21 protein-coding genes are annotated in these 26595 nt (G+C 48.7%); 13 read left to right on the plus strand and 8 right to left on the minus strand.

The annotated features are described in order from the left end of the window. Window positions 1–811 precede the first annotated feature (811 nt). Genes KXJ70_RS06980 through KXJ70_RS07010 form a run of 7 tightly spaced genes read left to right on the plus strand, consistent with a single transcriptional unit; the run spans window position 812 to window position 10778 of the window. Window positions 812–1018, plus strand: a complete 207-nt coding sequence (locus tag KXJ70_RS06980) for a helix-turn-helix domain-containing protein (protein ID WP_219042699.1) — start codon at window positions 812–814, stop codon at window positions 1016–1018. Then, entirely contained in the window at window positions 1019–3796 is a 2778-nt protein-coding gene (locus tag KXJ70_RS06985; protein ID WP_219042700.1) for a type I restriction endonuclease subunit R, read from the plus strand. A gap of 18 nt (window positions 3797–3814) precedes the next feature. Beyond that, a complete protein-coding gene (locus KXJ70_RS06990) occupies window positions 3815–5575 on the plus strand; it encodes a restriction endonuclease subunit S (protein ID WP_219042701.1) in 1761 nt (586 codons plus the stop codon). Next, complete coding sequence (locus tag KXJ70_RS06995) at window positions 5572–7170, plus strand: restriction system-associated AAA family ATPase (RefSeq protein WP_219042702.1); 1599 nt, start codon at window positions 5572–5574, stop codon at window positions 7168–7170. Before KXJ70_RS06990 ends, KXJ70_RS06995 begins: the two co-directional genes overlap by 4 nt. Continuing rightward, a complete protein-coding gene (locus KXJ70_RS07000; RefSeq protein WP_219042703.1) occupies window positions 7157–8272 on the plus strand; it encodes a hypothetical protein in 1116 nt (371 codons plus the stop codon). Before KXJ70_RS06995 ends, KXJ70_RS07000 begins: the two co-directional genes overlap by 14 nt. Continuing rightward, window positions 8269–9327, plus strand: a complete 1059-nt coding sequence (locus KXJ70_RS07005) for a PDDEXK nuclease domain-containing protein (protein WP_219042704.1) — start codon at window positions 8269–8271, stop codon at window positions 9325–9327. Before KXJ70_RS07000 ends, KXJ70_RS07005 begins: the two co-directional genes overlap by 4 nt. Beyond that, window positions 9327–10778 carry a class I SAM-dependent DNA methyltransferase gene (locus KXJ70_RS07010; protein WP_219042705.1) on the plus strand — a complete coding sequence of 484 codons (1452 nt, stop codon included), beginning with the start codon at window positions 9327–9329 and terminating at the stop codon, window positions 10776–10778. The genes KXJ70_RS07005 and KXJ70_RS07010 overlap by 1 nt, the downstream gene beginning before the upstream one ends. A gap of 119 nt (window positions 10779–10897) precedes the next feature. On the opposite strand, the gene KXJ70_RS07015 is transcribed toward KXJ70_RS07010, so the two are convergent. Further along, window positions 10898–11872 (minus strand): zinc-dependent alcohol dehydrogenase family protein, encoded by a 975-nt coding sequence (locus tag KXJ70_RS07015; protein WP_219042706.1) that lies wholly within the window; start codon window positions 11870–11872, stop codon window positions 10898–10900. 168 nt (window positions 11873–12040) lie between these two features. On the opposite strand from KXJ70_RS07015, the gene KXJ70_RS07020 reads away from it, so the two are divergent. The 6 genes from KXJ70_RS07020 (at window position 12041) to KXJ70_RS07045 (ending at window position 20991) form a co-directional block, all read left to right on the plus strand. Continuing rightward, window positions 12041–12499, plus strand: coding sequence for a MarR family winged helix-turn-helix transcriptional regulator (locus KXJ70_RS07020; RefSeq protein WP_219042707.1), 459 nt, complete (start codon window positions 12041–12043; stop codon window positions 12497–12499). Between the two features lie 166 nt (window positions 12500–12665). Next, a complete protein-coding gene (locus KXJ70_RS07025) occupies window positions 12666–13721 on the plus strand; it encodes a transporter substrate-binding domain-containing protein (RefSeq protein WP_219042708.1) in 1056 nt (351 codons plus the stop codon). Beyond that, a complete protein-coding gene (locus KXJ70_RS07030) occupies window positions 13721–16660 on the plus strand; it encodes a mechanosensitive ion channel domain-containing protein (protein ID WP_219042709.1) in 2940 nt (979 codons plus the stop codon). Before KXJ70_RS07025 ends, KXJ70_RS07030 begins: the two co-directional genes overlap by 1 nt. A gap of 306 nt (window positions 16661–16966) precedes the next feature. Continuing rightward, entirely contained in the window at window positions 16967–19180 is a 2214-nt protein-coding gene (locus KXJ70_RS07035; protein ID WP_219042710.1) for a peptidase M19, read from the plus strand. A gap of 3 nt (window positions 19181–19183) precedes the next feature. Continuing rightward, window positions 19184–19546 (plus strand): hypothetical protein, encoded by a 363-nt coding sequence (locus tag KXJ70_RS07040; protein ID WP_219042711.1) that lies wholly within the window; start codon window positions 19184–19186, stop codon window positions 19544–19546. Further along, window positions 19546–20991, plus strand: coding sequence for a hypothetical protein (locus tag KXJ70_RS07045; RefSeq protein WP_219042712.1), 1446 nt, complete (start codon window positions 19546–19548; stop codon window positions 20989–20991). Before KXJ70_RS07040 ends, KXJ70_RS07045 begins: the two co-directional genes overlap by 1 nt. A 38-nt stretch (window positions 20992–21029) precedes the next feature. On the opposite strand, the gene KXJ70_RS07050 is transcribed toward KXJ70_RS07045, so the two are convergent. From KXJ70_RS07050 to grxD, 7 genes are all read right to left on the minus strand, one after another. Then, a complete protein-coding gene (locus KXJ70_RS07050; RefSeq protein WP_219042713.1) occupies window positions 21030–21614 on the minus strand; it encodes a nitroreductase family protein in 585 nt (194 codons plus the stop codon). A 75-nt stretch (window positions 21615–21689) separates the two neighbouring features. After that, entirely contained in the window at window positions 21690–22403 is a 714-nt protein-coding gene (locus KXJ70_RS07055; protein ID WP_219042714.1) for a pirin family protein, read from the minus strand. Between the two features lie 218 nt (window positions 22404–22621). Next, window positions 22622–23092 carry a hotdog fold domain-containing protein gene (locus KXJ70_RS07060; RefSeq protein WP_219042715.1) on the minus strand — a complete coding sequence of 157 codons (471 nt, stop codon included), beginning with the start codon at window positions 23090–23092 and terminating at the stop codon, window positions 22622–22624. Between the two features lie 90 nt (window positions 23093–23182). Then, window positions 23183–23935: a PepSY domain-containing protein gene (locus KXJ70_RS07065; RefSeq protein ID WP_219042716.1), complete on the minus strand. Its 753-nt coding sequence runs from the start codon at window positions 23933–23935 to the stop codon at window positions 23183–23185. A gap of 3 nt (window positions 23936–23938) precedes the next feature. Then, window positions 23939–24544, minus strand: coding sequence for an FMN-binding protein (locus KXJ70_RS19550; protein WP_219042717.1), 606 nt, complete (start codon window positions 24542–24544; stop codon window positions 23939–23941). A 3-nt stretch (window positions 24545–24547) separates the two neighbouring features. Beyond that, on the minus strand, window positions 24548–25720 hold the full coding sequence (locus KXJ70_RS07075; RefSeq protein WP_219042718.1) for a porin: 1173 nt from the start codon (window positions 25718–25720) through the stop codon (window positions 24548–24550). 186 nt (window positions 25721–25906) lie between these two features. Further along, entirely contained in the window at window positions 25907–26239 is a 333-nt protein-coding gene (gene grxD, locus KXJ70_RS07080) for a Grx4 family monothiol glutaredoxin (protein WP_219042719.1), read from the minus strand. Window positions 26240–26595 lie beyond the last annotated feature (356 nt).

Below are 26595 nucleotides of genomic sequence, written 5' to 3' on the forward strand. Positions count from 1 at the left end.
GGCAATCTCCCTCAAGGACTTCGCTTCTCCTGATATTAGCAGCGGTGGCCCAGACCAACGGCAACACCGCCCCCGAAACTGGGGGGCCTACACCAATCAGTCCTGCACATTGACAAACGACACCACTGATTCCGACCTTGGCCGACCCAACGCCGCGCTAAATCAAACCGCTCAGACTCGATCGCCATCGAGCTCGCGGATTACGGACTTTGCTACAACAACGACTACGGAGGCACCTAACGCCCGCCATCACCAACCCAAAGCTAGGACTCAACTTCCGCTGGACGCTCGGCGAAAGCGGGCACCGTCGTCAGATCTGACCACACCACCAGCCAGTCCGACGAATGGTGATCGCACCTCACTCCCGCTGGCGCAACCGGTGTCTGGAGCAGCAACACCGACCAGATAGGACAAGCTAGCGAGCAAAGCCTGTCTGAGGCGGAGCCGCGAAACACTTAATCAGAATCGCCAATAACGTCCTGACCGTCGGGCTGTTTGCGGTTAAATCAATTGACGGAGACCAAGCATGTGAAGAGCCCTGAGTGGCGGACTGACGGACGCGGGTTCAATTCCCGCCGGCTCCACCAAAAACAAACCCTATGGAATTGATTTTCATAGGGTTTTTTTCGAATTTTCGTTTTGGACGGGTCAATGACCACATATTGTCCACATCGCTTTCCCATGATGTATTTAAAACAAATAGCAACTCTCACTTGCACAATAAAAACACCAACATTCACAGCTGTCATAACAAGTGTTACATTCCTGCTTGATCTACAAGGTTGACGCAGTAATGCACAAGGGATTGCTTATGACGCTAACCGCTGACGAGTTCGCAAACACGGTTAAAAGCCTTAGAGCTCGGCTAAGCCTTTCCCAAGAAGATCTTTCAAAAGAGCTTGGCGTAAGTTTTGCGACGATTAATCGCTGGGAAAATGGTAAAAACCACCCATCTAAACTCGCTTTAAAGCAGTTTGAGCGGTTCTGCAAAGAACAACTAGAGCAAGGAAAGCTGTAGATGGTTAACCAAACCCCTGAGCAAATCGCCCGTGATGCGATAGATAACAAGCTTGAGCAAGCAGGCTGGCACATTCAAAACTACAGGGAGATCAACCTGGGCACAGGCCTTGGTATTGCCGTGCGCGAACACCCAACAGCAACTGGGCCGGCCGATTATCTACTGTACATAGACCGCAAGCCTGTCGGTGTGATTGAAGCCAAGAAAGACCAAACCATACTCACCGGTGTAGAGCTACAAACCGCGCGCTACGCCAATAGCCAACTCAAGTGGAACAAAGAAGCAAAGCCCATCGTATTTTTATTTGAAGCCACAGGGTTAATGATTCGATTCACCGATTTACGCGACCCAGCCCCACGCTCTCGCGAAATTTTCCACTTTTTCAAGCCCGAAACCCTGCAACAGTGGCACAGCCAAGCGGAATCCACCCGCCACCAACTGCACAACAACATGCCCGCACTAGCCACCGATGGCCTGCGTGATTGCCAAGTGTCGGCCATTAACGGGCTGGAAAAATCACTGGCCAACAACCGCCCCCGCTCACTCATCCATATGGCCACCGGTGCCGGTAAAACCTTTACCGCTATTAATGCCGCGTATCGACTGCTCAACCACGGCGGCGCTAAGCGTATCTTATTTTTGGTCGATACCCGCAACCTGGGTAAACAGGCACAACAGGAATTCCACGCCTTTAAACCCCAAGGCAAACAAACCTTCTTTCACGAAAACCATATTGTACAAAGGCTAAACAGCAACACCATCGACAGCGCCGCCGAGGTATGTATCTGTACCATCCAACGTATGTATTCCATTCTAAGCGGCCAGCCCATTGACGAAAGCGCCGAAGACACCTCGCTCTACGAAGTCAAACAAAACCAAAAGCAGCACAAACTGGTGCGATACAACCCCGCCGTGCCCATAGAAACCTTCGACTTTATTGTTATCGACGAATGCCACCGCTCCATTTACAACCTGTGGAAACAAGTGCTCGACTACTTCGACGCCTTTTTAATCGGCCTCACCGCCACACCCGATAAGCGCACCTACGGCTTTTTTAACGAAAACGTCGTCGCCGAATACAGCTACGAAGATTCCGTACTCGACGGCGTAAACGTGGGTTACGACGTTTACGAGATTGAAACCGATATCACCAGCGTAGGTGCAAAACTAGACGCCAAAGAATGGGTAGACCACCGCGACAAACTCACCCGCAAAAAACGCTGGGATCAAACCGAAGAAGAAACAAACTACAACAACAAAGCGCTGGATCGCTCGGTGGTCAACCCCAGCCAAATCCGCCAAGTCATTAAAGCCATGAAAGCGGCGGTAGAAACCAAAATATTCCCCAACCGCAGCGAAGTACCCAAAACCTTAATTTTCGCCAAAACCGACAGCCACGCCGACGACATTATTCAAATGGTGCGTGAAGAATACGGCCAGGGTAACGACTTTTGCCAAAAGGTCACCTACAACGCCAAAGACCCAGACGCCGTACTGAGCGACTTTAGAAACGAATACAACCCGCGCATGGCCGTCACCGTCGACATGATCGCCACCGGTACCGACGTAAAACCGCTGGAAGTTCTATTGTTTATGCGCGACGTGCGCAGCAAAGGTTACTACGAACAAATGAAAGGCCGTGGCGTGCGCAGTTTAAGCTTTGAAGAGCTGCATCGTATTAGCCAAAGCGCCACCAGCGCCAAAGACCGTTTTATATTAATCGACGCCGTGGGCGTAGAAAAATCCCTAAAAACCGAAAGCCGCCCGCTGGAACGCAACCCCACCTTGCCCTTAAAAGACTTGCTGCAAGGCGTGGCTATGGGCCACCGCGATAATGACACCATTCAAAGCCTGGCCAACCGCCTAAGCCGCTTAAGCAAGCAGGCCGATAAAAAAGCCTTAACCAAGATTGAACAAACATCCGGCCAAAGCGCACAGCAACTGGCCAAAAGCCTGTTAAAAGCCATAGACCCGGATGCCATCAATCAGCAGGCCCTGAGCAACACCAAAGCCGCGGGCATCACCCGCAGCGAAGACACCCTAACCGAGAAAGAGCGCGACACCGCCCGCGCGCAACTCGTCGCCCAAGCCTGCGCGCCTTTCGATAACCCCAAACTGCGAGACAGCATCGAAAGCGCCCGCCGCGAGCGCGAACAAGTGATCGATCATATCAACCTCGACACCTTATTAGTCTCGGACTTTAGCGAGCAAGCCATCGCCAATGCTGAGCAATTAGTGCAAACCTTTCGTGAATTTATCGAACAACACAAAAACGACATTGAAGCCCTGAGCTTTTTTTACCAGCAACCCTACCAGCGCCGCACACTCACCTTCGCCATGATCGAGCAATTGCACGAGCAACTGCAAAAGCCGCCGCTGTTATTAACCACCGAAAAACTCTGGAGCGCCTACAGCCGTATTCAGCCCACCGCGACAAAAGGCCAAAACCAAAAACGCCAGCTGTGCGATATTATCGCCCTGGTTAAATTTGCCATTGGTGTAGAGCAAGAGCTAAAGCCCTTTGCCGAGCAAGTAGACAGCCAATTTAAACAGTGGATATTCCGCCACAACGCTCAGCGCGCCAGTAGCTTTACACCAGAACAAACCGAATGGCTGCGCATGATAAAAGACCATATCGCCACCAGCGCCGGTATAAGCCGCGACGACTTTGACTACAGCCCCTTTTCTGATAAAGGCGGCCTGCAGAAAGTCTGGGGCTTATTTGAGAGTGAATTAGATACGATGATTGATGAATTAAATCGGGAGTTGGTGGCCTAAAAAGGCTACCGAAAACTTATGGCATTTACTAAAAGTATTGAAGAATTAATAAATGAAGATACGACCGGATTGTTATCCAAACATGATTCATGGGAGCGCGTTCGTTTAACTGATGTTGCGATTGTTCTAAACGGATTTGCTTTTTCATCAAACCATTTCAACTCTGTAGGTAAGGGGCTTCCTTTAATTCGAATTAGAGATATTGTCTCAGGTGAAACAAATACCTTTTACGATGGCCCGTACGATGAGGAATATTTGATTTTTGATGGCGATCTATTAGTTGGAATGGATGGGGATTTTAATTCCGCATTTTGGAGGAGCGGACAAGCTCTTCTAAACCAAAGGGTTTGTAAGATTTCCATAGAAAGTAAACATTACGATTTTAAATTTCTAACCTATTTATTGCCTCATTATCTGGATGCAGTACATCAACATACCTCATCAATAACTGTTAAGCACTTATCATCAGCCACGATTAATAATTTGTTGCTCCCTTTACCTCCCGAAAAAGCACAAATCCGAATCGTAGAAAAACTCGAAGAACTCCTCTCCGACCTCGACAACGGCGTAGCCGAACTCAAAGCAGCGCAAACAAAACTCACCCAATACCGTCAATCGCTATTAAAAAGCGCCGTAGAAGGCAGCCTCACCGCCGAATGGCGCAAACAAAACCCAGTAACAGAAACCGGCGAACAACTGCTGCAACGCATCCTCACCGAACGCCGCCAACGCTGGGAACAACAAAAACTGGCCGAGTTTAAAGAAAAAGGTAAAACGCCGCCCAAAGACTGGCAAAAAAAATATCCTGAGCCGGTGCAACCAGATACCCGTGAATTACCGGAATTGCCTGAGGGGTGGGTTTGGGCGAGTGTTGCGCAGTTAGGACTTGTTCAACTTGGCAGGCAGAGAACGCCTTCAAAGATGTATGGCAATAATCCGACCAAATATATTAGGGCTGCAAACATTACAGAAGAAGGAATAGATTTTTCGGATGTGTTAGAAATGGATTTTACTGAAAAGGAAGCCCCAGTTTATCAACTACACGCAGGAGATATTCTGCTAACTGAAGCTTCTGGAAGCCCAGCACATGTTGGCAGGCCGTGCATTTGGCCAGAAACAGAAGAGCTCTATTGTTTCCAAAATACGGTTATTCGTTTTACGTCAATTGGTTTAAAACCTGAATTTTGCTTTGAGTTATTTCATGCTTATCAAAAGTTGGGGAAGTACATGGATATTGCTGGCGGTGTTGGCATTAATCATCTCAGTGCAGGTAAATTTTCCAAGATCGCAGTCCCGCTACCTCCGACCGGCGAACAAGAAGCGTTAGTAAAAATCATTAAAACTGAAAAATTGTTGGCGCTGCAAAAATTAAAAGCCATTGAGAATTCGTTAAAGCAATCGGAAGCTCAGCGAAAAAACATCCTAAAAGAAGCTTTCTCTGGCAAGCTAGCGCCACAAAATCCCAACGATGAACCCGCCAGCGTACTGCTAGAAAAAATTAAAGCCGAACGCGCAGCGCAGGCCAAACTACCCAAACCCAAACGTGCAAAAAAAAAACCTAATACTATGAAGAATTTTGACCTAGATGCGCTAAAGAAGTGGATTTCTGAACTCGATAAGGAGAATTTCACCTTTGCAGATATGGAGGCTGGTGCAAGTGCAGATTACGAAAACCTTAAGAACCTAATTTTTCTCGCCCTTTCGGAATCAAAGCCTGTGATTTATCAAAGCTTTGATGACAGCGATAAAAAAATGGTTTTCAAAAAGGCTAGCGCATGAAATTGGTAAGCCTAAAAATTATAGATGCGGATACCTGTGGTGGGCTATTAAATGGGTTATCTATTCCATTTCGTGAAGGGCAGACTGATGTTAATAATTTCTCTCCGCTTTGCCTTATAGGTCCGAACGGAACTGGCAAGTCGCAGGTTTTACAGATCATTGCTGAAATATTTCAGGCTGTGTTCGCCAAATATTTGTCCGAAGAGGAAAAGGGTAAGCCGAACGATAATATCCAATTTGAAATTGAATATATTTTGGGTGCTGAGGCGGGGAGTGAAAAGCGTGTTCGAATCTATCGTCGAGCAGTGGCAAAGAAAAAGCTCGAAATAGTTGTCGAGAATTTTGTCAATGAAAATTGGTCTGTGGTTACTAAGGATCAAGTAGAACCTTTATTGCCAAAAAAAGTTATTGGCTATACCTCTGGTGACAATGAAACACTTAGTATTCCTTTTTTTGTGAGTCGTGCGGGCTATGCAAGTCAGGTGCGCGACAATGCGACTAAAGAAGAGTTGAAATCAAAGCCCATTCCTGATTCTAGGATGCTGCTGATTGATTATGCTACTAATCTAGAGGTTCTAGTAGCTAATCTCCTTCTAAATGATAAAACTATCCGTGAACATCTAATTAAAGAACCGAATCTTAAGGCTCTTCGTTCATTTAGATGCGTTATCCAATTGAAGTACGGTACGGGGAAAAAAGTAGTTCAACTAACAGACGAATTACAAGGTTATGTTGGATATTTGGAAAGGTGTGCCACTTGTTATCACTACGACTCAAAAACGAGTACATATACCTTTGATTTTTATATTCAAGGGGCCACACACGCTGCTTTTGGAAATTTTTGGGAAGGTGGTGCGCTAGAGCTTTATTCTTGCTTTCACAAGTTGGCAATGCTTAATGACTTGGTAATACCAAAGCAGGATAGAGAGGAGTATGAAAAAGGAGTAACGGAGCGCCGTTTTGCTTCCAGATTGCCTGAGCCAATGGAAAGACAAAAGGTTTTCCGATTCGAGCGTGTTGAATTCATCTCGAACAAAAGCGATAAGCCGGTGGACTACGTTTCACTGTCTGATGGGGAGCATCAGCTTGCGCAGCTATTGGGTACATTGTGCATGGTGAATTACCCTAATGTGCTGTTCTTATTGGATGAGCCAGAAAGTCATTTCAATCCCCGCTGGCGTGTTGAGTTTATTTCGAAAATACTGAATCTCCCAACGTGCGGCGGTGTAAGAAATGAAGTATCCGAAGTTGCTAGGCAAGACTGCCTGATTACAACCCACTCGCCTTTTGTGCCGTCTGATATGAAGAGCGATAATGTGCTTGTCTTCAAGAAAGACGATGATACGCAAGTAATTGATGTTCGACGCCCAAAGATAGAAACCTTTGGCAGTACTTTTGATACTATTTTAGAAGAGTGTTTTTCTATCTCTCCGCCAATATCCGATATCCCAAGATTGAAAATAGAAGAATTATTAAAGTCTGACAGTACCGAAGAAATTCAGGAAGCTATGCGTGGCTTGGGCGATTCCGTAGAGCGCATGTACTTAGCGGATAGAGTTCGGCAGCTGAAAGCAAAGGGAAGTGCTGGTGCTTAAGTGCTACCCCATTGCGGCGACTCAAGAAAACTGGCTTCATGAAACTATCATCGGAGCTATTTATGAAATTCATGCTCGGCTTGATAGAGGGGACATAGTTGCAAGGAATCAAGAAACTTGGAGACAACTCATACCAGATGATCTTGCTGAGGATAATAGGCAAAAAATAATATCTTCAAAAGGGATTAGGGATAGAGTTTTCGAGTATATAGAAGAAGTCGAGCAACTATTGCCGGTGGTGAGACCTCAGGTTCTAGGCGTGATGGAAAGTCAAAACAGGGTTTCGGATCTACTTCTTGGCGGTGAGGAAATATCATCACTTGAAGTAAGCTTTCCTGGTGTGCAGGAAAAAGTCAAAAAATTATTTATTTTTTGCTTTGAAAAACTGACAGACTTTAAGGTTAGAGAGCGTCAATATCATATTGTTTTTAATGGTCTCGATGAAAAAACATGCCCGTTCTGTGGCATAGAGCGAGTTATGAATCCCGAAGAGACGGCGCAAGATCAAGATCATTACCTGGCAAAAAGCATCTATCCATTTTCCGCCGCGAATATGCGAAATTTAGTTCCAATGTGTCGCTGCTGCAATCGAGATTACAAAAAAGCTAAAGATGTGCTTCGTTGTGAGCAGGGCAATAGGCGGCGGGCGTTTGATCCATATGCCTGCGAATCACCACCGGTAGTATCATTGTTAAACAGCTGGCTTGATACTGATAGCAATAGCCCGCTCCCAGAATGGCAAGTGGATTTTATCCCGAATAGTGAAGAGGCAGAAACTTGGGATAATGTATTTGATATTCGCACCCGCTATAAAAGAGATGTTCTAGATCAAAACTTTAGTCGATGGCTGAGGGATTTTTCTAGTAAATGTAGAATGGACATGCGTAGAGGATTAATTTCCCCCGACATGAACAACGATCAAGTCAAAGAACGGTTGAAGTTTTATTTCGAAGATAAATCTGAATTCCCGAGTATTCGAGAAGGTTTTTTAGAGCCTAAGATATTTGAATACTTGCTTACGCAGTTTGAAAATGGAAACGAGAGAGTCGTTAATCTTATACGAGACGCGGTGCTCGGCGTGCAGTTGGAGGACGTAGCATGAGTGATGCAAATATCGAAACAAGTTTCGTCAACGAAATCCGAACGCTAGTTACTACCGCCAAACAACAAGCCACTGTCTCGGTCAACACCACCCTAACCCAACTTTACTGGCAAATAGGCCAACGTATCCATCAAGAAGTGTTAGGCGGCGAACGGGCTGAATACGGCAAGCAAATCGTAGCCACGCTAGCCAGGGAGCTCACTAACGAGTTTGGTCGAGGCTGGAGCAGCCGCAATGTGGCCTATATGCTGCAATTCTATGAGGCATTCCCTCAAGCATCAATTGTGCACACACTGTCTGCACAATTGAGCTGGAGCCACTTTAAGCAGCTAATCACCATGGGCGACCCGCTACAACGGGAGTTTTACGCCCAAATGTGCCGCATAGAGCGCTGGAGCGTACGCGAACTGAGCAGCCGTATTAATTCCATGCTATACCAGCGCACAGCGCTATCAAAACAACCCGAAACCTTGATTCAGCAAGAGTTGCATAGCCTGGCCCTACAAGACCAGGTATCAAGCACTATGGTGTTAAAAGACCCTTATGTACTGGATTTTTTAGACCTAACTGATCATTACCTTGAAAAAGATTTGGAAGACGCTATCCTGCGCGACCTCGAAAGTTTTCTGCTGGAGTTGGGTGCGGGCTTTACCTTTATTGCCCGGCAAAAGCGTATCCAAATTGATGATGAAGATTTTTACATCGATTTACTGTTTTACAACCGCCGCCTTAAACAGCTGGTAGCCATCGACCTTAAATTGGGTGCCTTTAAAGCCCACTACAAAGGCCAAATGGAACTGTATTTACGCTGGTTAGACAAACACGAACGCCAAGCCGGTGAAGAGCCGCCACTGGGTATTATTTTGTGTGCCGAGAACCGACAAGAACAGGTAGAGCTACTGCAACTGGATGCCACCGGCATCCATGTGGCGGAATACCTAACCGTATTACCCGAACGACAACTGCTACACGAGCGCTTGCAGCGTGCGATAGACGCAGCCCAAAAGAAATATGTGGCTCACAGCCCTAGTGACCACAACCTGGAACAGAATTAATGAACGCAGCAAGCCTGGTACAAAAAGTTTGGAACTATTGCCACACCCTTCGTGACGACGGCGTGGGCTATGGTGATTATTTAGAGCAGCTCACCTATTTACTGTTTTTAAAAATGGCCCACGAGTATTCCCAACCACCTTACAGCCGCACCACCAACGTCGTGCAGTCTTACGCTTGGCCCACCCTGGTGAATAAAACCGGTGAAAAACTCGAAGAACATTACCGTAAAGCCTTAAAGTCGCTGGCTAAAACCGAGGGCATGTTGGGGGCAATTTTTCATAAGGCGGAGAATAAAATACCCGACCCAGCCAAGCTATCGCGCATTATTAAAATGATCGACGAAGAAAACTGGATCAGCCTCGACGCCGACACCAAAGGCGATTTATACGAAGGCTTATTACAGAAAAATGCGGAAGACGCCAAAAGTGGTGCAGGCCAATACTTTACTCCACGCCCATTGATTGATGCGATGCTAGCCTGTGTACGCCCAGAGCCGATGAAAACCATCGCCGACCCTGCTTGCGGGACGGGCGGCTTCTTTTTAAGTGCCTACAAGTGGATTTCAGAAAACAACAAACTAAATAAAACACAAAAAGAATTTTTACGTGACAGCACCTTTCATGGCAATGAAATCGTGCCCTCTACCCGCCGCATGTGCTTAATGAACTTGTTTTTGCACAACATAGGCAGCATTGACGGCAAGCCAGAGGTGGAACGCGCGGATGCCCTACTGAATAAACCTACCGAATATGTTGATTACGTGCTGGCCAACCCACCCTTTGGCAAAAAAAGCAGCATGACGATTAGCAACGAAGAAGGCGTAGAGGATAAAGATTCACTGACCTACGAACGCCAAGATTTTTGGGCCACCACTACCAACAAACAGCTCAATTTTTTACAGCATATTGTTTCTATGCTCAAAGATACGGGTAAAGCGGCAGTAGTGCTGCCCGACAATGTATTGTTTGAAGGGGGCGTGGGCGAACGCATTCGCCGCAAGTGGTTAGAAACCTGTAATGTGCATACCATTTTACGCTTACCCACCGGCATATTTTACGCCAACGGCGTAAAAGCCAATGTAGTGTTTTTTGACGCCGCACCTCGTGATGGCAAAATACACACCAAAGGTACTTGGTTTTACGACCTGCGCACCAATAAGCATTTCACACTAAAACAGCGCCCTCTAGCTTTATCTGACTTACAAGACTTCATTGCGCGCTACAACGCCAAAAGTCGCAAGGAAACCGAGCGATTTAAGTTCTATAAATACGCCGACCTGATAGCTCGCGACAAAGCCAGCCTGGATATTTTTTGGCTAAAAGACGATAGCTTGGACAACCTAGACAATCTTCCCTCACCTGCGATATTACAACAGGAGATTATTGATCATTTAGAAGCCGCCTTACTGTCATTTAGAGATGTTGCGGCGGGACTTTCCGAAGGAAACTAAGGTATTCCTAGTCGATAAGTACACACAAACCAAATCACTGCGCTTGCACCTGACCAAACAAAAAAGGCGAACTGATCCCAGTTCGCCTTTTTAATTTTCAATCATTCAAAACCAAACGTTTACGCCACCACCAATATCTTCCCTTCTCTGCCACCCTCGGCCGCAGCGGCGACAGCTTGTTTAATTTCACTGACCGGATATTCGGCGTGTATTTTAGTTTGCAGTTTTCCTTCTGCGACGTATTGAATAATTTGCCCAAAAACTGCCTTTTGCTTTTCTGGCGCGGCATTGCGAAACCAGCGCGCCAACCAGAAGCCTTTTAATGTAACGTCGCGGAAGACAAATGAGCTCGCGGACACCTGACAGGGTTCCCCGCTCATTAATCCGTAGTTAACCAATGTGCCGCCCATGGCGAGTGACGCGGCAACTCTATCGGTAGACGATCCACCCACCGCATCAATGCCCAGCTTAGGCTGATTGTCGCCGGTGAGCTCTGCAACTTGTTTCGCGAGTTTAGGGCCATCGACTAGCACAACATCTGCACCCTGAGCCTTTACACCCTCTACAGCGGATTCGCGGCGAACGACGTTGATGGTTTTAAGACCTTTAATTTTTGCCAGCTGTATAAGATAGCTGCCCACACCGGAGTTGGCGGCATTTTGAATTACCCAATCACCCGGTTTTAAATCGACAAATTCTTCGAGCATTAATAAAGCCGTTGGCGGGTTGATTGTCATCATGGCCAGCTGTTTAGGGTCAGCCTCATTCGGCACGGGGATAAGCTGGGCAGTTTTGCACACCATGTGGGTAGCCCAAGTACCACTGCCGGCCGGCAGCAAGACGGTTTGTCCGATAGCAGGCCCTTTGCCACCCAGCTTTACAATTTTACCCACCCCCTCATTGCCACCAATGGCGGGTAACGGCGGCAATATGCCGTATTCACCTGTGAGGGTTAGGACATCTGAGGGGTTAATGGGCGAGGCAATCAACTCAACCAGCGCCTCATCGTTGGCAAGCGCCGGCGCTTCAAATTCAACGGCGGTAATCGATTTTTGAGGCACTGGGCCACGCTCATTGTATTGTGCTTTTAACATGACTAACTCCTAGAAATATTTGCTTCTATGCTCAACGGTGATTGCTCACGCCATAGCGAATTCACACTCCACCATCTACAAAATTACTTTGCGCGCAAAATAATGACAGTTGTAAATTGACCCGTCAATGATTTGTGCGCAAAATAGTTCCGACTTTGGAGAGCAACCTTGACCGATATTCCCGCACTTAAACTAAAAAACCAGATTTGCCACTCGCTGTACTCAGCGACCAATGCCTTGATTCGAGCCTATCGGCCGCTTTTGGATGAGCTTGGCCTTACTTACCCCCAATACCTGGTGATGCTGGCGTTGTGGGACGAGGACAAGGTGATCATAAAAGATTTGGTTCAGCGCACCCGTTTTGATGCCGGCACGCTAACGCCGATCCTGAAGCGACTAGAAACCAAGGGCCTGGTGAGTATTGCCAAAGCGACCAGTGATTCGCGCCAGAAGCTTTTATTGCTGACCGCAACGGGCAAACAACTGGCCGAGCAAGCCAAACAAACACCGGACAATATCAGCTGCCAAATTAAAATGAAGCCTCAAGATGCACAGCAACTCAAAGCGCTTGCAGAGCAGCTATATTCTCTTATTCAAAACAATCTAGTGAGTGAAATTAGCGATTAACACAGTAGAGCCTAAAAATATAACAAAACACATCAACAGCGAAGATAGCTACGCCCGCTAATTAGCGCCAAAAATGATCCGCGCCGCTTGATTTTACGTATAAAGCGGCCAAAGATTTATTTTTATGTTACCGCGCAATCACATTCCTTAATATTCTGGAGGATTAATGAAACTGCTTTGGCAAACCCTATTCGTCTTGGTTTTTCTCAGTTCAGCTAGCCACGCCCAACAAACCATGCGCGTCGGCATTAAATCGGTACCGCCCTTCGCGATGCAATCTGAAAGCGGGGAGTGGACCGGCATTTCAGTAGAGCTCTGGAAAGAAATTGCCAAACGACAAAATTGGGAAACAGAGTGGGTGCCGATTAGTTCAGCAAAGGCGCAAATAAGCGCCTTGTCGGAATTAAAAATTGACGTTGCTGTTGGTGCGCTGTCGATGACACCCGAGCGCGAACAATTCATTGATTTTAGTTATTCATTTTTCTCAACCGGCTTAGGCATTGCCACTCCCCTTAAAGACAGTGGCTGGACATCGCTACTCGTCCAACTTGTTTCACCAGCATTTTTGAGTGCGGTTGGCATTCTCGCGGTATTATTGCTCAGTGTTGGCGCCCTGCTTTGGCTGGTTGAACACAAACGCAACCCTGAACAATTTGGCGGCAGTTTTTCTAATGGCATCGGCAATGGCTTTTGGTGGTCTGCGGTAACAATGACCACCGTCGGCTACGGCGATAAAGCGCCTATCACCCGCGCGGGTCGACTATTAGCCACAATATGGATGTTTGTCAGTGTCATCACTATTTCAAGTTTTACCGCTGCGATTGCCTCTTCTGTAACCCTAAATCAAATTCACACCGCGGTAGACGGCGTCGAAGACTTAGATCGCGTACGCACTCTGGTGGTCAGCGGCTCAACCGGTGAGCAAGCGCTTGCATCACGCGGCGTGCGATCGCTTGCTGTCGCCACCCCCGAGGATGGACTCAACTCATTAAAGTCTGGCAAAGCCGATGCCCTAGTTTACGACGAGGCCGTGCTTCGTTATTTGCTGCGCAATGACGACGCCAAAATCGATGTCCTTAATTTCTCTGGCAGCAAACAGGATTACGCCCTGGGTTTGCGCAGTGGATTTGAATTTCGCGAAAACCTCAACCTGAGCCTGCTAGAAATAACCCGCAGCAGCGATTGGCAATATACTATGCAGACATTCATAGGGAATAATTGATGTACCATTTTTATTCTACGCTGCTCGCGGCGGCGCTAGCTGTCGCCATGAGCAGTGCCTGCCTCGCCCAAGACGACAGCGATCTCGACCGACTGAATCGCGCACAAGCCGACATCAGCCAAGAGTTTGCGCAGATAGACAGTGATATTTTGCGCGACCGCGATAGATTGCGCAGTGCCGAGGCTGCGCTCACCCGTGACATTACCCCCACATTACTAGAGGACGCTAGATTAGATTTGGCGTCGTTAAAATCCCGTGAAAATGGCTTAAAAACCAGACTAAAAGCGCGCCGCAGCAAACTCATTCAATTAGAAGAAGATATTAGTGACAGCGAGTCAGAGGGCGGCGACCCGCAACAACTTTCCACGATGTATGAGCAGCGCGAGGTATTGCACACCCTGATTAACCAACTGGAGCGCTTGGATGAGCGCTTCCAAACCCGCGTTGCCCTCGCCCGCCAACGTCTCAACTTACTGCAAGCACGCTTTGAGCTTCCCGATTTAAATGCCAGCAGCAAAAAGCCCAGCGGAGAAAGCTTAGTTTTACAAAAGCAAATCGATGCATTGTTAATTTCTGCCTCAACTGCGCGCCGCGACGCTGGCGCAATTAGCGGAGATACACAGGCAGAACGTGCGAAACGCAGACTACTCGAACTGTCTGCGCTTGCCGCAGAGGAACAGGCAGAGCTTTATCAAGTGAAGATGGTGCGCTTACAAGCTGCGCGTATGCTCAAATCACTGGCCATTTTTAGCGGCTCGCAAGCCACGCCAGTGCGGGTGATTGACAAGGCGCTAGACAATATCAAAAAGCTTCGTGACAGCCTAAACGAACAAGGCGAACTGATTGATCAAAAGTTAAAGCAATTTGATGATCAAGCTAAAATTATCAGCCAGCAGGGCAATATCGCATCGGGCACTGATAGCACCTATCAAGAGCGCCTAGCCTTAATTAACGGGCTTATCGATCTCGCCAGCACCAGTCGCACAGAGCTAAGCGAACTGCTGACTAGCATAGATAAAGTCGACAAAGTGTATCGCGAAGACCTGGCTAGCAACGCCAGTGCAGAACTGTTGGTTCTTCGCGAACTGCCGTCAGACGCTCAGGCCTGGGCTCAGCTAGGGCGCAATCTGTTAAGTCTACCGGTTCGCGTTGGTGTGGCGTTTCAGCAAACCATTATTAATATTGGCAATGCCTTCGAGCGCAGCGATGACAGCACCAAAGGCCTTTGCTTGCTGAGCTTGCTCGCACTGATTTTTGGTGGACTGCAGGGACGGCGATTACTGGCCAAGCAACTGCACATCGTGCAGTCCCGCGCCGACAATGAAGAAACCGCCGCATGGGTACCACTGGATATTATTCACCGCAATTTACTCAGTTTATTACCGCCAATTTTTGTTATTGCGCTGGGCTCGCTGCTACATCTTCGCGATGCAGATTTAATTCTGCTGCTAACGCCACTGCTGATTTTCCCAGTAGTTAAATTATCCTTGGATTTTATAAATAACCTACTTGATCACTACACACCCGAACTCAGCCGAGAAAAAACCGCAGTCCTGTTATTAGAGACACGGTGGGTGATTATGCTTAGCGCAATACTCAGTGGTGCTTTAATTATCGCGCACACGGTTGCATTGTCACCGACGGTAATCGACGCCATCGATCGCCTATCTATGCTATGCCTGTTATTAATTTCGCTACCACTGTTACATTTACGCAAGCTGCTACTGGAAGGTGTTTCTGGCAATTTAGAGTCACGTATGTTGCGCAGTTTCACCTTGATGCTGCCCATACTGCTGGTACTGTGCGCCATTACCGGCCTATTTGGTTATGTTGATTTAGCCCAGGCCATTGCTAAACGTCTTGGCTGGCTGTTTGTAGTTGGGGTCGGCTTGCACTTTGTTCGCAATATTATCCGCGCCATATTTAATGCCGTGGGGCGCTGGTTTGATCGCCGCGACGCTGAATCTGCAATTTATTGGCGTCAATATATTCTCGGACCGCTGTATCGCATTGCGGTGCTTTTTAGCTTGGTATTGAGCGCGCAATTACTGTTTTCTTTATACCAGTGGAATATGCAAACACCGGTGGTGCGCTATATTCCCATTGCGCTAGACACCACCCTATTTATGGCCGGTGCCACCGCTATCAAAGTTAAGACCTTTGCCTTGGCATTGCTGGTTTTGTTTGTCGCGGTATGGGGCGCGGGCTGGAGCAAGCAAGTCAGTTATCGCTGGGTTTACACCGGCGTCAGCGACCAAGGTATTCGCAATAGCTTGTCTACCTTCACCCAGTATTTTGTGGTGGTGCTAGGCCTCGTCTTGGCAATGAAAATTATCGGCCTAGACCTAACTGCGTTAACAGTGTTTGCGGGCGCCTTAGGCGTCGGCATCGGCTTTGGCATGCAGCAAATTGTGGTCAATTTCATCAGCGGGATCTTGCTGCTAGTGGAGCGCCCGCTGGCAACTACCGACCTTGTTAATGTCGACAAATATGAGGGCGAGGTAACCCGCATCGGTATTCGCTCGCTTACGGTAAAGACCTTTGATAACCAAGAGGTCATCATTCCAAATTCAGCGGTTATCACCAAACCCTTTACCAACTGGACCCGCGGCGACGACGTGATGCGCACCATCCTAATGGTAGGCATCAGCTACGACGACGACCCACATCACGCGGTAAAACTGGTTAAGGAATTGCTTGTCGAGCACCCTGCGGTACTCAGCGACCCGGGCCCCAAAGTATTGCTGTGGGACTACGGCGACTCGGCCCTTATGATTCGCGTGCAGTTTCACTCGCGAATTCGTGGCGACGTTGGCAAAGCTGATTTGCGTTCACAGCTGCTATTTGCCATTTGGGATGCATTCAAAGCCGCTGGAATCACCATTCCCTATCCGCAACAAGATGTCCATGTGCGCGGCTACCTTCCCAAAGCAGAGTAATAAGTGGCGCCTGAGATACGACGATCTCAGGCGCCATGCCCGCTGATACCAAAAGTTAGTTTGCGCGGCAGCGACCAAACCAAGTCACCCCTACAGAAACAGCGACTCAGCAAATCGCACCAAGCCTACTAGTCCACACGGCTTAGGGCCAAGTGATTACCACTATTTCACTTGCAAGCCACTCTGTGCCTTTGCTATTTTACGGTAATCTGTTAGCACTGCTTACATCTATATTTTTAAAAAACCAGTTCGCAGCTAAACTTAACTGTCACTTGCCATTTAGCGCCCAGACTCCCGGTAACTATTATGAAGACTCGCCTAATAATTTTAAGCATCCTCAGCAGCGTCTTAATCATTGGCTGTGGCGGCTCAAGTTCTTCCGGCCGTGGCAGCTCTGGTGGCAATCCACCCCCACCCGCAGAAATGCCGCTCACTCGCTTCGATATGGCAAATGGTTGCTACGCTATTCAGTCGACGCAAACCGAGAAATTCGTCGCCGCCAGTGACGGTATTTACAATGCCAATGCGGCGTCCATCGGCGCTGGCGATGCCTTTTTCATGCAGCCCGCCAATTTAGGCAAATACCTGTTTTATACCGAAGACCGTAAATTACTCACCGCTGCCGGTGGCTCGGTCAATGCCCAAGACCTAGCAACTGACGCTGCGATTTGGACGGTTGATATTGCATCAGGTGGCGACAGCTTCACTATTGTGTCTGACGGCAGCTCGCAAGCCCTGCAGGTAAATGACAACGGCGCGCTAGTCGTCGCAGAAAGCGCCAACAGCCCAGCAAGTCAGTTTAAATTTGTGCCCACCAGCAACTGCAGCAGCTACCCAGAAATGCCAACCTCGGTGTCGGGTCAAACATTCAAGGGAAATGGGGTAGATAAGCCCATCGTTGGCTTTGCCGATGTTCACACCCATATGGGCATGTCTAGTGAGATGTCCTACGCCGGCGACGTTGGCCCCTCCGCTGGAGGCGTACTTTACGGCGAAGTTATTCACCGCTTTGGCGTTGACCACGCACTGGAAGACTGCGAAGACTTTCACGGCCCCATGGGGATTCGCGACGGCAACAACGTACTGAGTATGAATCCCACCGACACCCATGAAACCAAAGGCTGGCCCAGCTTTGTTGATTGGCCACGTCGCGATTATTTAACGCACCAAGTGATGTACTACAAATGGGTGGAGCGTGCCTATCTATCTGGCCTGCGGCTAATGGTTAACCACGGCACCAATATCGCAGCGCTGTGTAATGTCGGCAAAGTGCTGGCTGCCAGCCCAGAAGCTGACTGCAACGATATGAGCGTAGCCGTTAAACAAGTGGAGTACCTTTACGACGTGCAAGACTACGTCGACGCCCAAAGCGGCGGCCCCGGCAAAGGTTGGTATCGCATAGTTAAAAGTCCACAAGAGGCGCGCGAAGTCATTAACGATGGCAAAATGGCTGTGGTACTCGGCGTCGAAGTTGCACAAATATTCGACTGCGGTGTCACCATTTTGCTCGGCAACATTGAGCAGCGCAAATGTGACCAAGCGCAAATAGACAGTGAAATTCAGCGCCTATGGGATCTGGGTGTACGACACGTTTACCCCTTCCACGATATCGACAGTTCGCTAGGCGGTGCTGGTATATTTAGTGGCGATGTCATCAATGTCCTCAACTTCCTCGACACTGGCTCCTTCTGGAAAACCACCACCTGCCGAGACTACCCTGTAGACGAACCGTCGGTTCGCACCCCGGGTACTGAGATGACCACAGCAATTCCCGGCACTGGCAGCGACCCGCTAACACAAGCCTTGCTTGATGCTACCGGTGGAGTCACGCCGCTGTACCCCCCAGGCAAACGCTGTAATGCGCGCACCGTGACCGATCTAGGTGAATATGCACTGCGCGCGCTAATGCAGCGCGGCATGGTGATCGACATCGACCACGCGGCCTACCACAGCAAAGACATCATGCTCGACATCGCCGACGAGCAAACACCTGCCTACCCACTGGCATCTTCCCACGACGCCCACGGCGGCTTAACCAGTGACCAAGTGGTTCGCATGTTGAAAAATGGCGGCACCGTTTACCCCTACAAAGGCAATGGCATCAAGCACAAAGAGTTTTTAGAAAAATTAAAATTCTGGCGCGCCAAGGCGGGAATTAGCAATAATGATCAAATATTAGGCCTGGGTTACGGCGCCGACGCCAATGGCTTTGGTGGCCACCCAGGCCCCCGCGGTGGCGATTCCGAGCCAGTGCAATACCCCATCACACTGTTTAGTGGCGACGACTGGGGCCCACAATTCGCGAACTTCTCGCCCGTTACAGTAGACATGCTCGTTATTCCAGAAAGCGGTAAATACTGGCATATTGATGAAACGGGGATGTCGCACTACGGACTGGTCGCCGACTTTGTCGAAGAGGTCCGCTTAGAAGGTGGCAAAGAAGCACTGGACGCTTTATATAATTCTGCGGAAGGCTATGTCCAAATGTGGGAGCGCGCCTACAACCGCAACGGAAACTAAACCATGCGCCAAAAGTTTATTTTTTTAATTTGTGCAGTGCTGCTTCTCACCGGACTTTGGCTGGTGATGAAACCAGACACACAGCCAAATGGTTCCGCTGAAACGAAGGAATTTTACTTCGCTATTCTTAGTGGCAGCACCCCCGAGCCAATGGTAATGCAATTAAAAATCGGCGACACGGCGCAACTGGATTTTGTTAGCGACAAAGATGTCGCGGTGCACATCCACGGCATTGATCAACACATCGTATTAAGCGCGGGCGTAAAAACTCGGGTTAAGTTTGCCGCAGACCAAGCTGGGCGCTTTATGATTGAAGTTCATGACACCGAAGCACAGCTCGGCACGATTGAAGTTTATCCGCGCTAATGCGCTGTAAATCGGCGCTTTTATTTTTACTTGCTGCCACGCTCGCCAACACAGGTTTTGCGCATTCCTTCGGCACACCCTATCAACTGCCTATGCCCTACTGGATGTATATCTACGGGGCAATGGCGGCACTTATTCTGTCATTTTTAATTTTAGGTTTTTTTTACAACGCAGATTACGCGAATCGCCCACCAAGATACCTCGATATTAAGCACACTACGCCTACGTCCATAGCTCGTAAGCTCAGACTGCTTAGCGTATTAAAAATCTGCGTGTTTTTAAGTTTTGGCCTCGCGGTTGTAAGTGGACTCATCGGCAACCAAGATCACTATCGCAATTTTAATATGACGTTCTTTTGGATCAGCTTTGCACTGGGCGCCAGTTATCTCAGTGCGGTGTTTGGCAATTGGTATGACTATCTCAATCCGTGGAGATCAATGTGCTCACCGTTCCGCGCCTTTCAACAAGGGCGGTACCGCTACCCAGAAAAACTAGCCTACTGGCCTGCAGTAACCTTATACATGGTATTTATTTGCCTTGAGCTATTTGGCAACACGCGGCCCTATTCACTGTCGCTGGTGTTAATAGGGTACACCGCGATCAACGTTTTGTGCGTGTATTTAGTGGGAAGCAAAGCGTGGTTTCGCTACGGCGAATTATTCTCAGTGATGTTTTCCCTCATCGCCAAAATGGCGCCTATTCATTTCCAAAACAACAACGAAGGGAAACATAATCTTTTACTGCGCATGCCTTTTAGCGGACTACTGCAGCAGCGCATAGAGCACCGCAGTCTGCTGGTTTTTATTCTATTTATGTTGTCCTCTACAGCCTATGACGGACTGCGCGAAACCAGCTTGTGGTTTAATATTTTTTGGAAAGACCCGTTCCATATTTTAGAACCGCTACTCGGCCAGCACCCATTGCACGCCTACGTGCTGTTGCGACCCTGGTATATTGGTTTTGAAACCGTGTGCTTATTAATCTCACCCTATATTTATTTAGGTTTGTTTTTATTTTTCTTATGGCTGGGGAAAAAAATTACGCGCAGCGAACTTAGCGTAAATGAATTATCGCTGCGCTTTGGCTTCAGTCTTTTGCCCATTGCATTGGTTTATCACGTTACCCACTACTACACCTTGGTGCTAAGCCAAGGGCTAAAAATACGAGGGCTAATTTCAGACCCCTTCGGTTGGGGCTGGGATCTGTTTGGCACTGCGATTAGCGGCAGAATTCCGATACTGCCGGACATGGGATTTATCTGGAACAGCCAAGTCTGGCTGATTTTAATCGGTCACGTTGCCAGTGTTTATCTGGCCCACGCCGAAGCCTTGCGGAGCTTTCCAAATGCAAGGCAGGCAAGTATCAGCCAGCTCCCCATGTTGCTGCTCATGGTGATTTTTACCGGCGTTGGACTTTGGATACTCGCCCAGCCCCTGCAAGGCTAGTCGATCAACACAAGCAACTAAGCATGCAGAAAATAGGCTTATCGCTGCAACCAAATATCATCAACGGGTTTACGTGGCGACGGAAACTCTTTCTCTTGCAAACCTTCGTCAAGTTGCGATGCATCACCGATCTTGCCAATCGCAAATCCCATAAGCACCTCGTGCTGTTCAGGATCAATGCCAAAGTGCTCTGCAATTTCCCCGTGTTTTATCCCCGCCATGCCATGGGTATACAAACCTTCTTGCCGAGCCTGCAGCGTCATGGACATCCACGCCGCGCCGCAATCTAAGGCGTAACTGGGGTTGGGTTTGCCATTGTGCTCAAAGTGCTTTTTACCCACAAGAAAGCCAATGACCGACGCGTCTTTCGCCCAGCTTTGATTGCCGTCCAACAGCAGGTTTACACAGTCCGCAAAGGCCTTCGGATTACTCGAGGCATTGGCAGTATAAAAGCGCCAAGGTTGCGCATTAAAGCAAGACGGAGACCAGCGCGCAGCGTCTATTAAGCGCGCAAGCGTCGCATCATCCAGCTCAGCGGGTGAAAAAGCACGCGGCGACCAGCGCTCGTAAAATAGCGACGACACACCTTCTAACGGATCACGAGTAGAGGAAGGCTGAGACATAAATAAACTCCTTACTTTCTAATAAAATAAATACGCTTTGCTATGGCTATAGGGCAAGCCTATTCAAACACAGCATTATTGCTTGGTTGAAATCGACGGCGGCAAGTCAAACCAAAGCGCCTCGACCTGATCGCTATTTGCCGTAATCTCAAGCTCACCGCCTTGAGGCAGGCCGTAACCGTCCCCCGGCACTAGCTGCCGACCATCAAGTTGCACTGAGCCAGCAACAATATGCAGATAAGCGACACGACCACGACTTAAGGGCAGCAATGACGTTTCACCCGCCTCTAAACGCAGACGATAAATAGCCGCATCTTGATGCATCATTAAAGACCCATCGCGACCATCGGCGGTGACCAGCGGCGTTAAGGTTTTCGTTTGCGGAATATGTGCTTGTTCATAACTCGGTTCGATGCCCAATACATTGGGCTGCACCCAGATTTGCAAAAAGCGCAATGTCTCAGTGGACGAGGCATTATATTCAGAATGAGTGACACCGCTGCCAGCGCTCATGCGCTGCACTTCGCCCGCGGACACCTTATAGCGATGCCCCATGCTGTCGGCATGCTCAATACTGCCCTCTAAGACATAGGAGATAATTTCCATATCGCGGTGGCCGTGGCTATTGAATCCCGCGCCCCCGGCAACGGTATCGTCGTTAATCACCCGCAGGGCTGAGATACCCATATGCTGTGGGTCGAAATAACTGCCAAAGGAAAAACTGTGATGGCTATCCAGCCAGCCAAAATTTGCATGGCCACGCTGCGCTGCTGATCGGTAGTAATTCATGACACGCTCCCGTTTAATTCGCTTTACTGAAAAACAGTGTACGGACTAAGTCAGGATAGAAAAATCTGAATGTTTTCACCTTAATGATCGAATTTTTCGACCAATTTAGAACACGACGTTAAAAAAGAAAAAGCTGGGCCTAAAACCCAGCTCATATTGATATCAACGCACTAGGCGTCGCAAGGCATAAAAGGATCATACTCAGCTTGGAAATTAAGTTAGGATGATCTCGATTTCTTTGGCGATACATGCATCGCTATTTCCGCATCAAACACCACCGTACCGACCTCGTTTTTGACTTCCACTTTTACCGGCACCGCCCCTTTTTCACCAGGCACAATCTCGCGCATGCTGGCGTAGCCGCGCAGCACACCTTTGGCTGGCCCAAGATAGCGCACCGTCATGCCGGCGGGAATCCAGCGCATACCTGCTGGCATAGACGCTTCGCTAACAACACCGCCGGCAATCTCCGCGAGATTGCACAGCGCAATCGCGTGAACACTTTTAATGTGATTGTGAATAGCGCGACGCTCTTTTATTCGCACTACCGCGTACCCTGTTTCCAGCTCTTCAAATACAGGTTTAATCGTTGCGAAGTAAGGCGCTTTTATACAAACGCCTTTAGAAAAGAGCTGTCTGCCTGCGGGAAATGCCGAGAGTTTACGCCATAATTTAAGTGTGGGATTCATTGCCAAGCCCTCTATCAGTTGTGATAGCACACTAGCATGACGAAGGAGGCAAACCATTGACCAATAAAACGACGGAGCTTTGGCTCGCGGTCAATTACGCCAGCGACCGGGTTTTGTGATCCACACCCACACGCCACTCAAGGCCAGCAACAATAAAAATACGGCTGCAATGTCGGTAACAATGACACCAACAGGGCCAAACAAACGACCGCTGTGCAAATCTAGCAACACTCGCTCCCAGCTCACACCCTTACCACGGTGTGCGCTATGCCAGTATTGACGCAAGGTGTCTGGCGCGTCGGCAGGCCTAGCCCAGCGAATATCCGAAGAATCGCCATCAACTTCCGTGAAGCTCAATAGATCTGGGTCAAACTGAATAATGGCCGCTTTGGCTCGAACGTACACGGCGTCGCTCGTCGCGCCAATCGCCGTCGCGCCCTTGGGCAGTCCGAGTGTTTCACTTACGTCATCAAGACGCGCGCCGTAGTGATTAAGTAATTGCAGCCTGCCCTCGCAAAGCACAAACCAAAGATTATTGTGTTTGACGGCACCGAGTAACTTCCCATCGCAGCGACCGATATCGGTTTTATTCAGATACAGCTTCACATCCGACTGCGTTAACCAGTTATCGTGATCGCGATAGCTGCGTAATTCTGGCGCCGCAATTCCATAGTAATTTAGCAACCAATTCTGCTGGACAAAGGTTTTATCAAAGCCCCAGCCAGTACTGTGATTTATCGCAATGCCAGTCACTACCAACATCACAATAAACACCAACAGCACCACACCCACGCGACGATGCCAGCGCAGTAATAGCATTCTAAAAAAGCGAGTTGGGCTCAAAATTTATTCCAAAGTAGGCGTGATGGCCGCACTTTGTACCGCATTTGCAAGGATTAACGCAACTTGGGTCACGTGCTTTACCGCGCGCACAGACAAGGTTGCGCCGGTGATACCATCAATATGAGAGCTAAGAAGATCATTGCTATTCAGCGAGGTATCAATGAATTGACGCGTAAAAAAAGGGTGGCGAACTTCCCAGCCACGACTCTCTCGAAACGCCAATATCTCTACACGTTTAACAGTATTTGCACCACCATCGACAAGCACACCGATAGTAATAGGCATTTCCTTGCCAATCTCTTCTAGGATCCACGCAGTGTCGTTATTGGCGGTCCAATAACGAACACGTAACAGCGGAAAATCTCGACCATTAAGGGCTTTAATTCTTGCTTTTACTTCTGTGGGCAACCAATACACAGACTGGCTAGGTTTGGCATCGCTGCCAAATGACAGATCTAAAAACTCATCGACGCTGAGGTACTGCCCTGCCTCACCATTATTTTCAACGCCACCCAATACCAGACCCGAGAACATCGTAGAAAGCGTAAAAATAATTATCGCAGCGAGCTTACACCCGCTGCGATAATGCTTAGCACGTAAAAGAGCCACTAATTAGAAGCTCCAACCCAAACCGAGGTTTACAGCGTCGCCGTTAGCATTGGTTTGATCAGCAACATCAGCCTTCACTACCACGGTGGGCGTTAACCAATAATTCACACCTACATCTAACTGTTCAATTTCAGTGTCTACAGCGCTATTGGCACGGTTGTCCCACTGACTCTGACGAACAAATACACCTAGCTTTGGCGTAATTTTGTAAGACGCTTCAAGATAGCTACCTTCTTGCTGGTCGCTGCCATTGGCCGCAAAAGTACTTCCGTCAATATCCCACTCTGCGGTAAGCGCCGTCAGCGTCAGATTGGCAATTTGGTAACGGGCATGCAATTCGTAGAAAGTCGCTTCACCTTCGGCAGCCGCACCCTGCGTAACATCAGCTTGGTACTGGTAAGTCGCGCTTAATTCCAAACCCGGTATCGCGTTGTATACAAGGCGACCGGTATAAGCGAGATCCTCTGCAGTTGCTTTAGCAGACTTCTGACGGCCACCGCGCACCGCACCATTGCCGGTTGGGTCAATGGCCAAACCGCTGTGAACCGCAACGTTGTAATTAAATCCTGGCAATATCTCGCCACTAACCATAGCGCCGGTTTCCCACCAAGTAGAAGGAAGAATCGCGCTTTCAACATTGTTACGCTCAACGCCATAAAACGTATCTGGCTCATGGGTTTCATTAATAATGCCAACGGGGATCAAAAACTGCCCCATGGTCAAAGTGTGGCCTTTGGTAAAATCCCAAGCAATATAAGCCTGCTCAAGCTCAACCTCACCTGGGCCACTGCCATCGGCGGTATCTTTAGTTAGGCCGTGCTCCAATTCTACTTCCGAGAAAAAGCGCACGGTGTCGCTGAACTGATGACCTACATAGAGCACAAAGCGATGCGCATCGACTTGGTCATCTTTATTTTTAAAATGATTGAAGTGATGCTCGCCGTAGCCGCCGATTGTTGTGCGGCTTGCCCAATTAGCAACGGTTGCGGTCTTTTCAACGGCGTCCGCGGTGGCGTTAATCTTGCTATCAGCAACTTTCTGGTCGGCTTTCAAGCGCTCAATCTCTTTTTGCTGCTGCTGGATAATCTGCCACATTTCTTCCTGGCTAGGCGTAGATGCCGCCTGAGCTGCAAACGGCAACGCGGCAACTGCCAACGCCAATGCTGTTCTTTTCATTCTGAATTCTCCAATCAAATAAGGTGTGATCTTAAAAAATCACTTATTTTGTATTGCCGAGCCCCCTGGGCGGCGAAGATATTAGCAGTTGCGAAAATTAATGAAAAGCATTCTTATTTACATTCACCAAGACAAAAAAAACCCAGAGGCTAGACCGCTGGGCTTTTGGAGAAGCTAAGGGCTAAATTAGTCGGCGGCTGTTTGCGCAGCAGAAGTCTCCTGCACCAAGGTTTTTAACTCACCGCTTTCGTGCATTTCACAAATGATGTCGCAACCACCAACCAACTCGCCGGCAACCCACAACTGGGGGAATGTTGGCCAATTAGCAAACTCTGGCATCTTTGCGCGAATATCTGGGTTAGACAAAATATCTACAAACGCAAAACGCTCGCCGCACTCCATCAATGCCTGCGATGCACGCGCCGAAAAACCGCACTGAGGCTGATTTGGAGAGCCTTTCATATAAAGGATGATGGGATTGGCTGAAATTTGCTGTTTGATTGCTTCAATAGTGTCCATGGACCACCTGCTTGTCGGATAACGGTGATAAGGCCTAATTCACTGGGCGCTTATCCGGAGATTGTTGCCGCCATTCTAGCAATATTGCGGGGAAAAGTAATGGTTCACGACGGGAGACGCGGAATGCATCGGATGTCGGAGGTCGGAGGTCGGATGTCGGAGGTCTGAGGTCTGAGGTCTGAGGTCTGAGGTCTGAGGTCGGAGGTCGGAGGTCGGAGGTCTTTATCGTCCGTCGTCTGACTTCAGGCCTGCGACACTTTTCAGTTTCTCCCATCTCCCGTCCAGCATTTTGCGCCCGGCCTGTCGTTCGCCCTCAACCCGCCGACGCTTGCGCATCTGGATCCCCGATCGGGGTC

The organism is Zhongshania aquimaris, assembly GCF_019312595.1.
Classification (GTDB): domain Bacteria; phylum Pseudomonadota; class Gammaproteobacteria; order Pseudomonadales; family Spongiibacteraceae; genus Spongiibacter; species Spongiibacter aquimaris.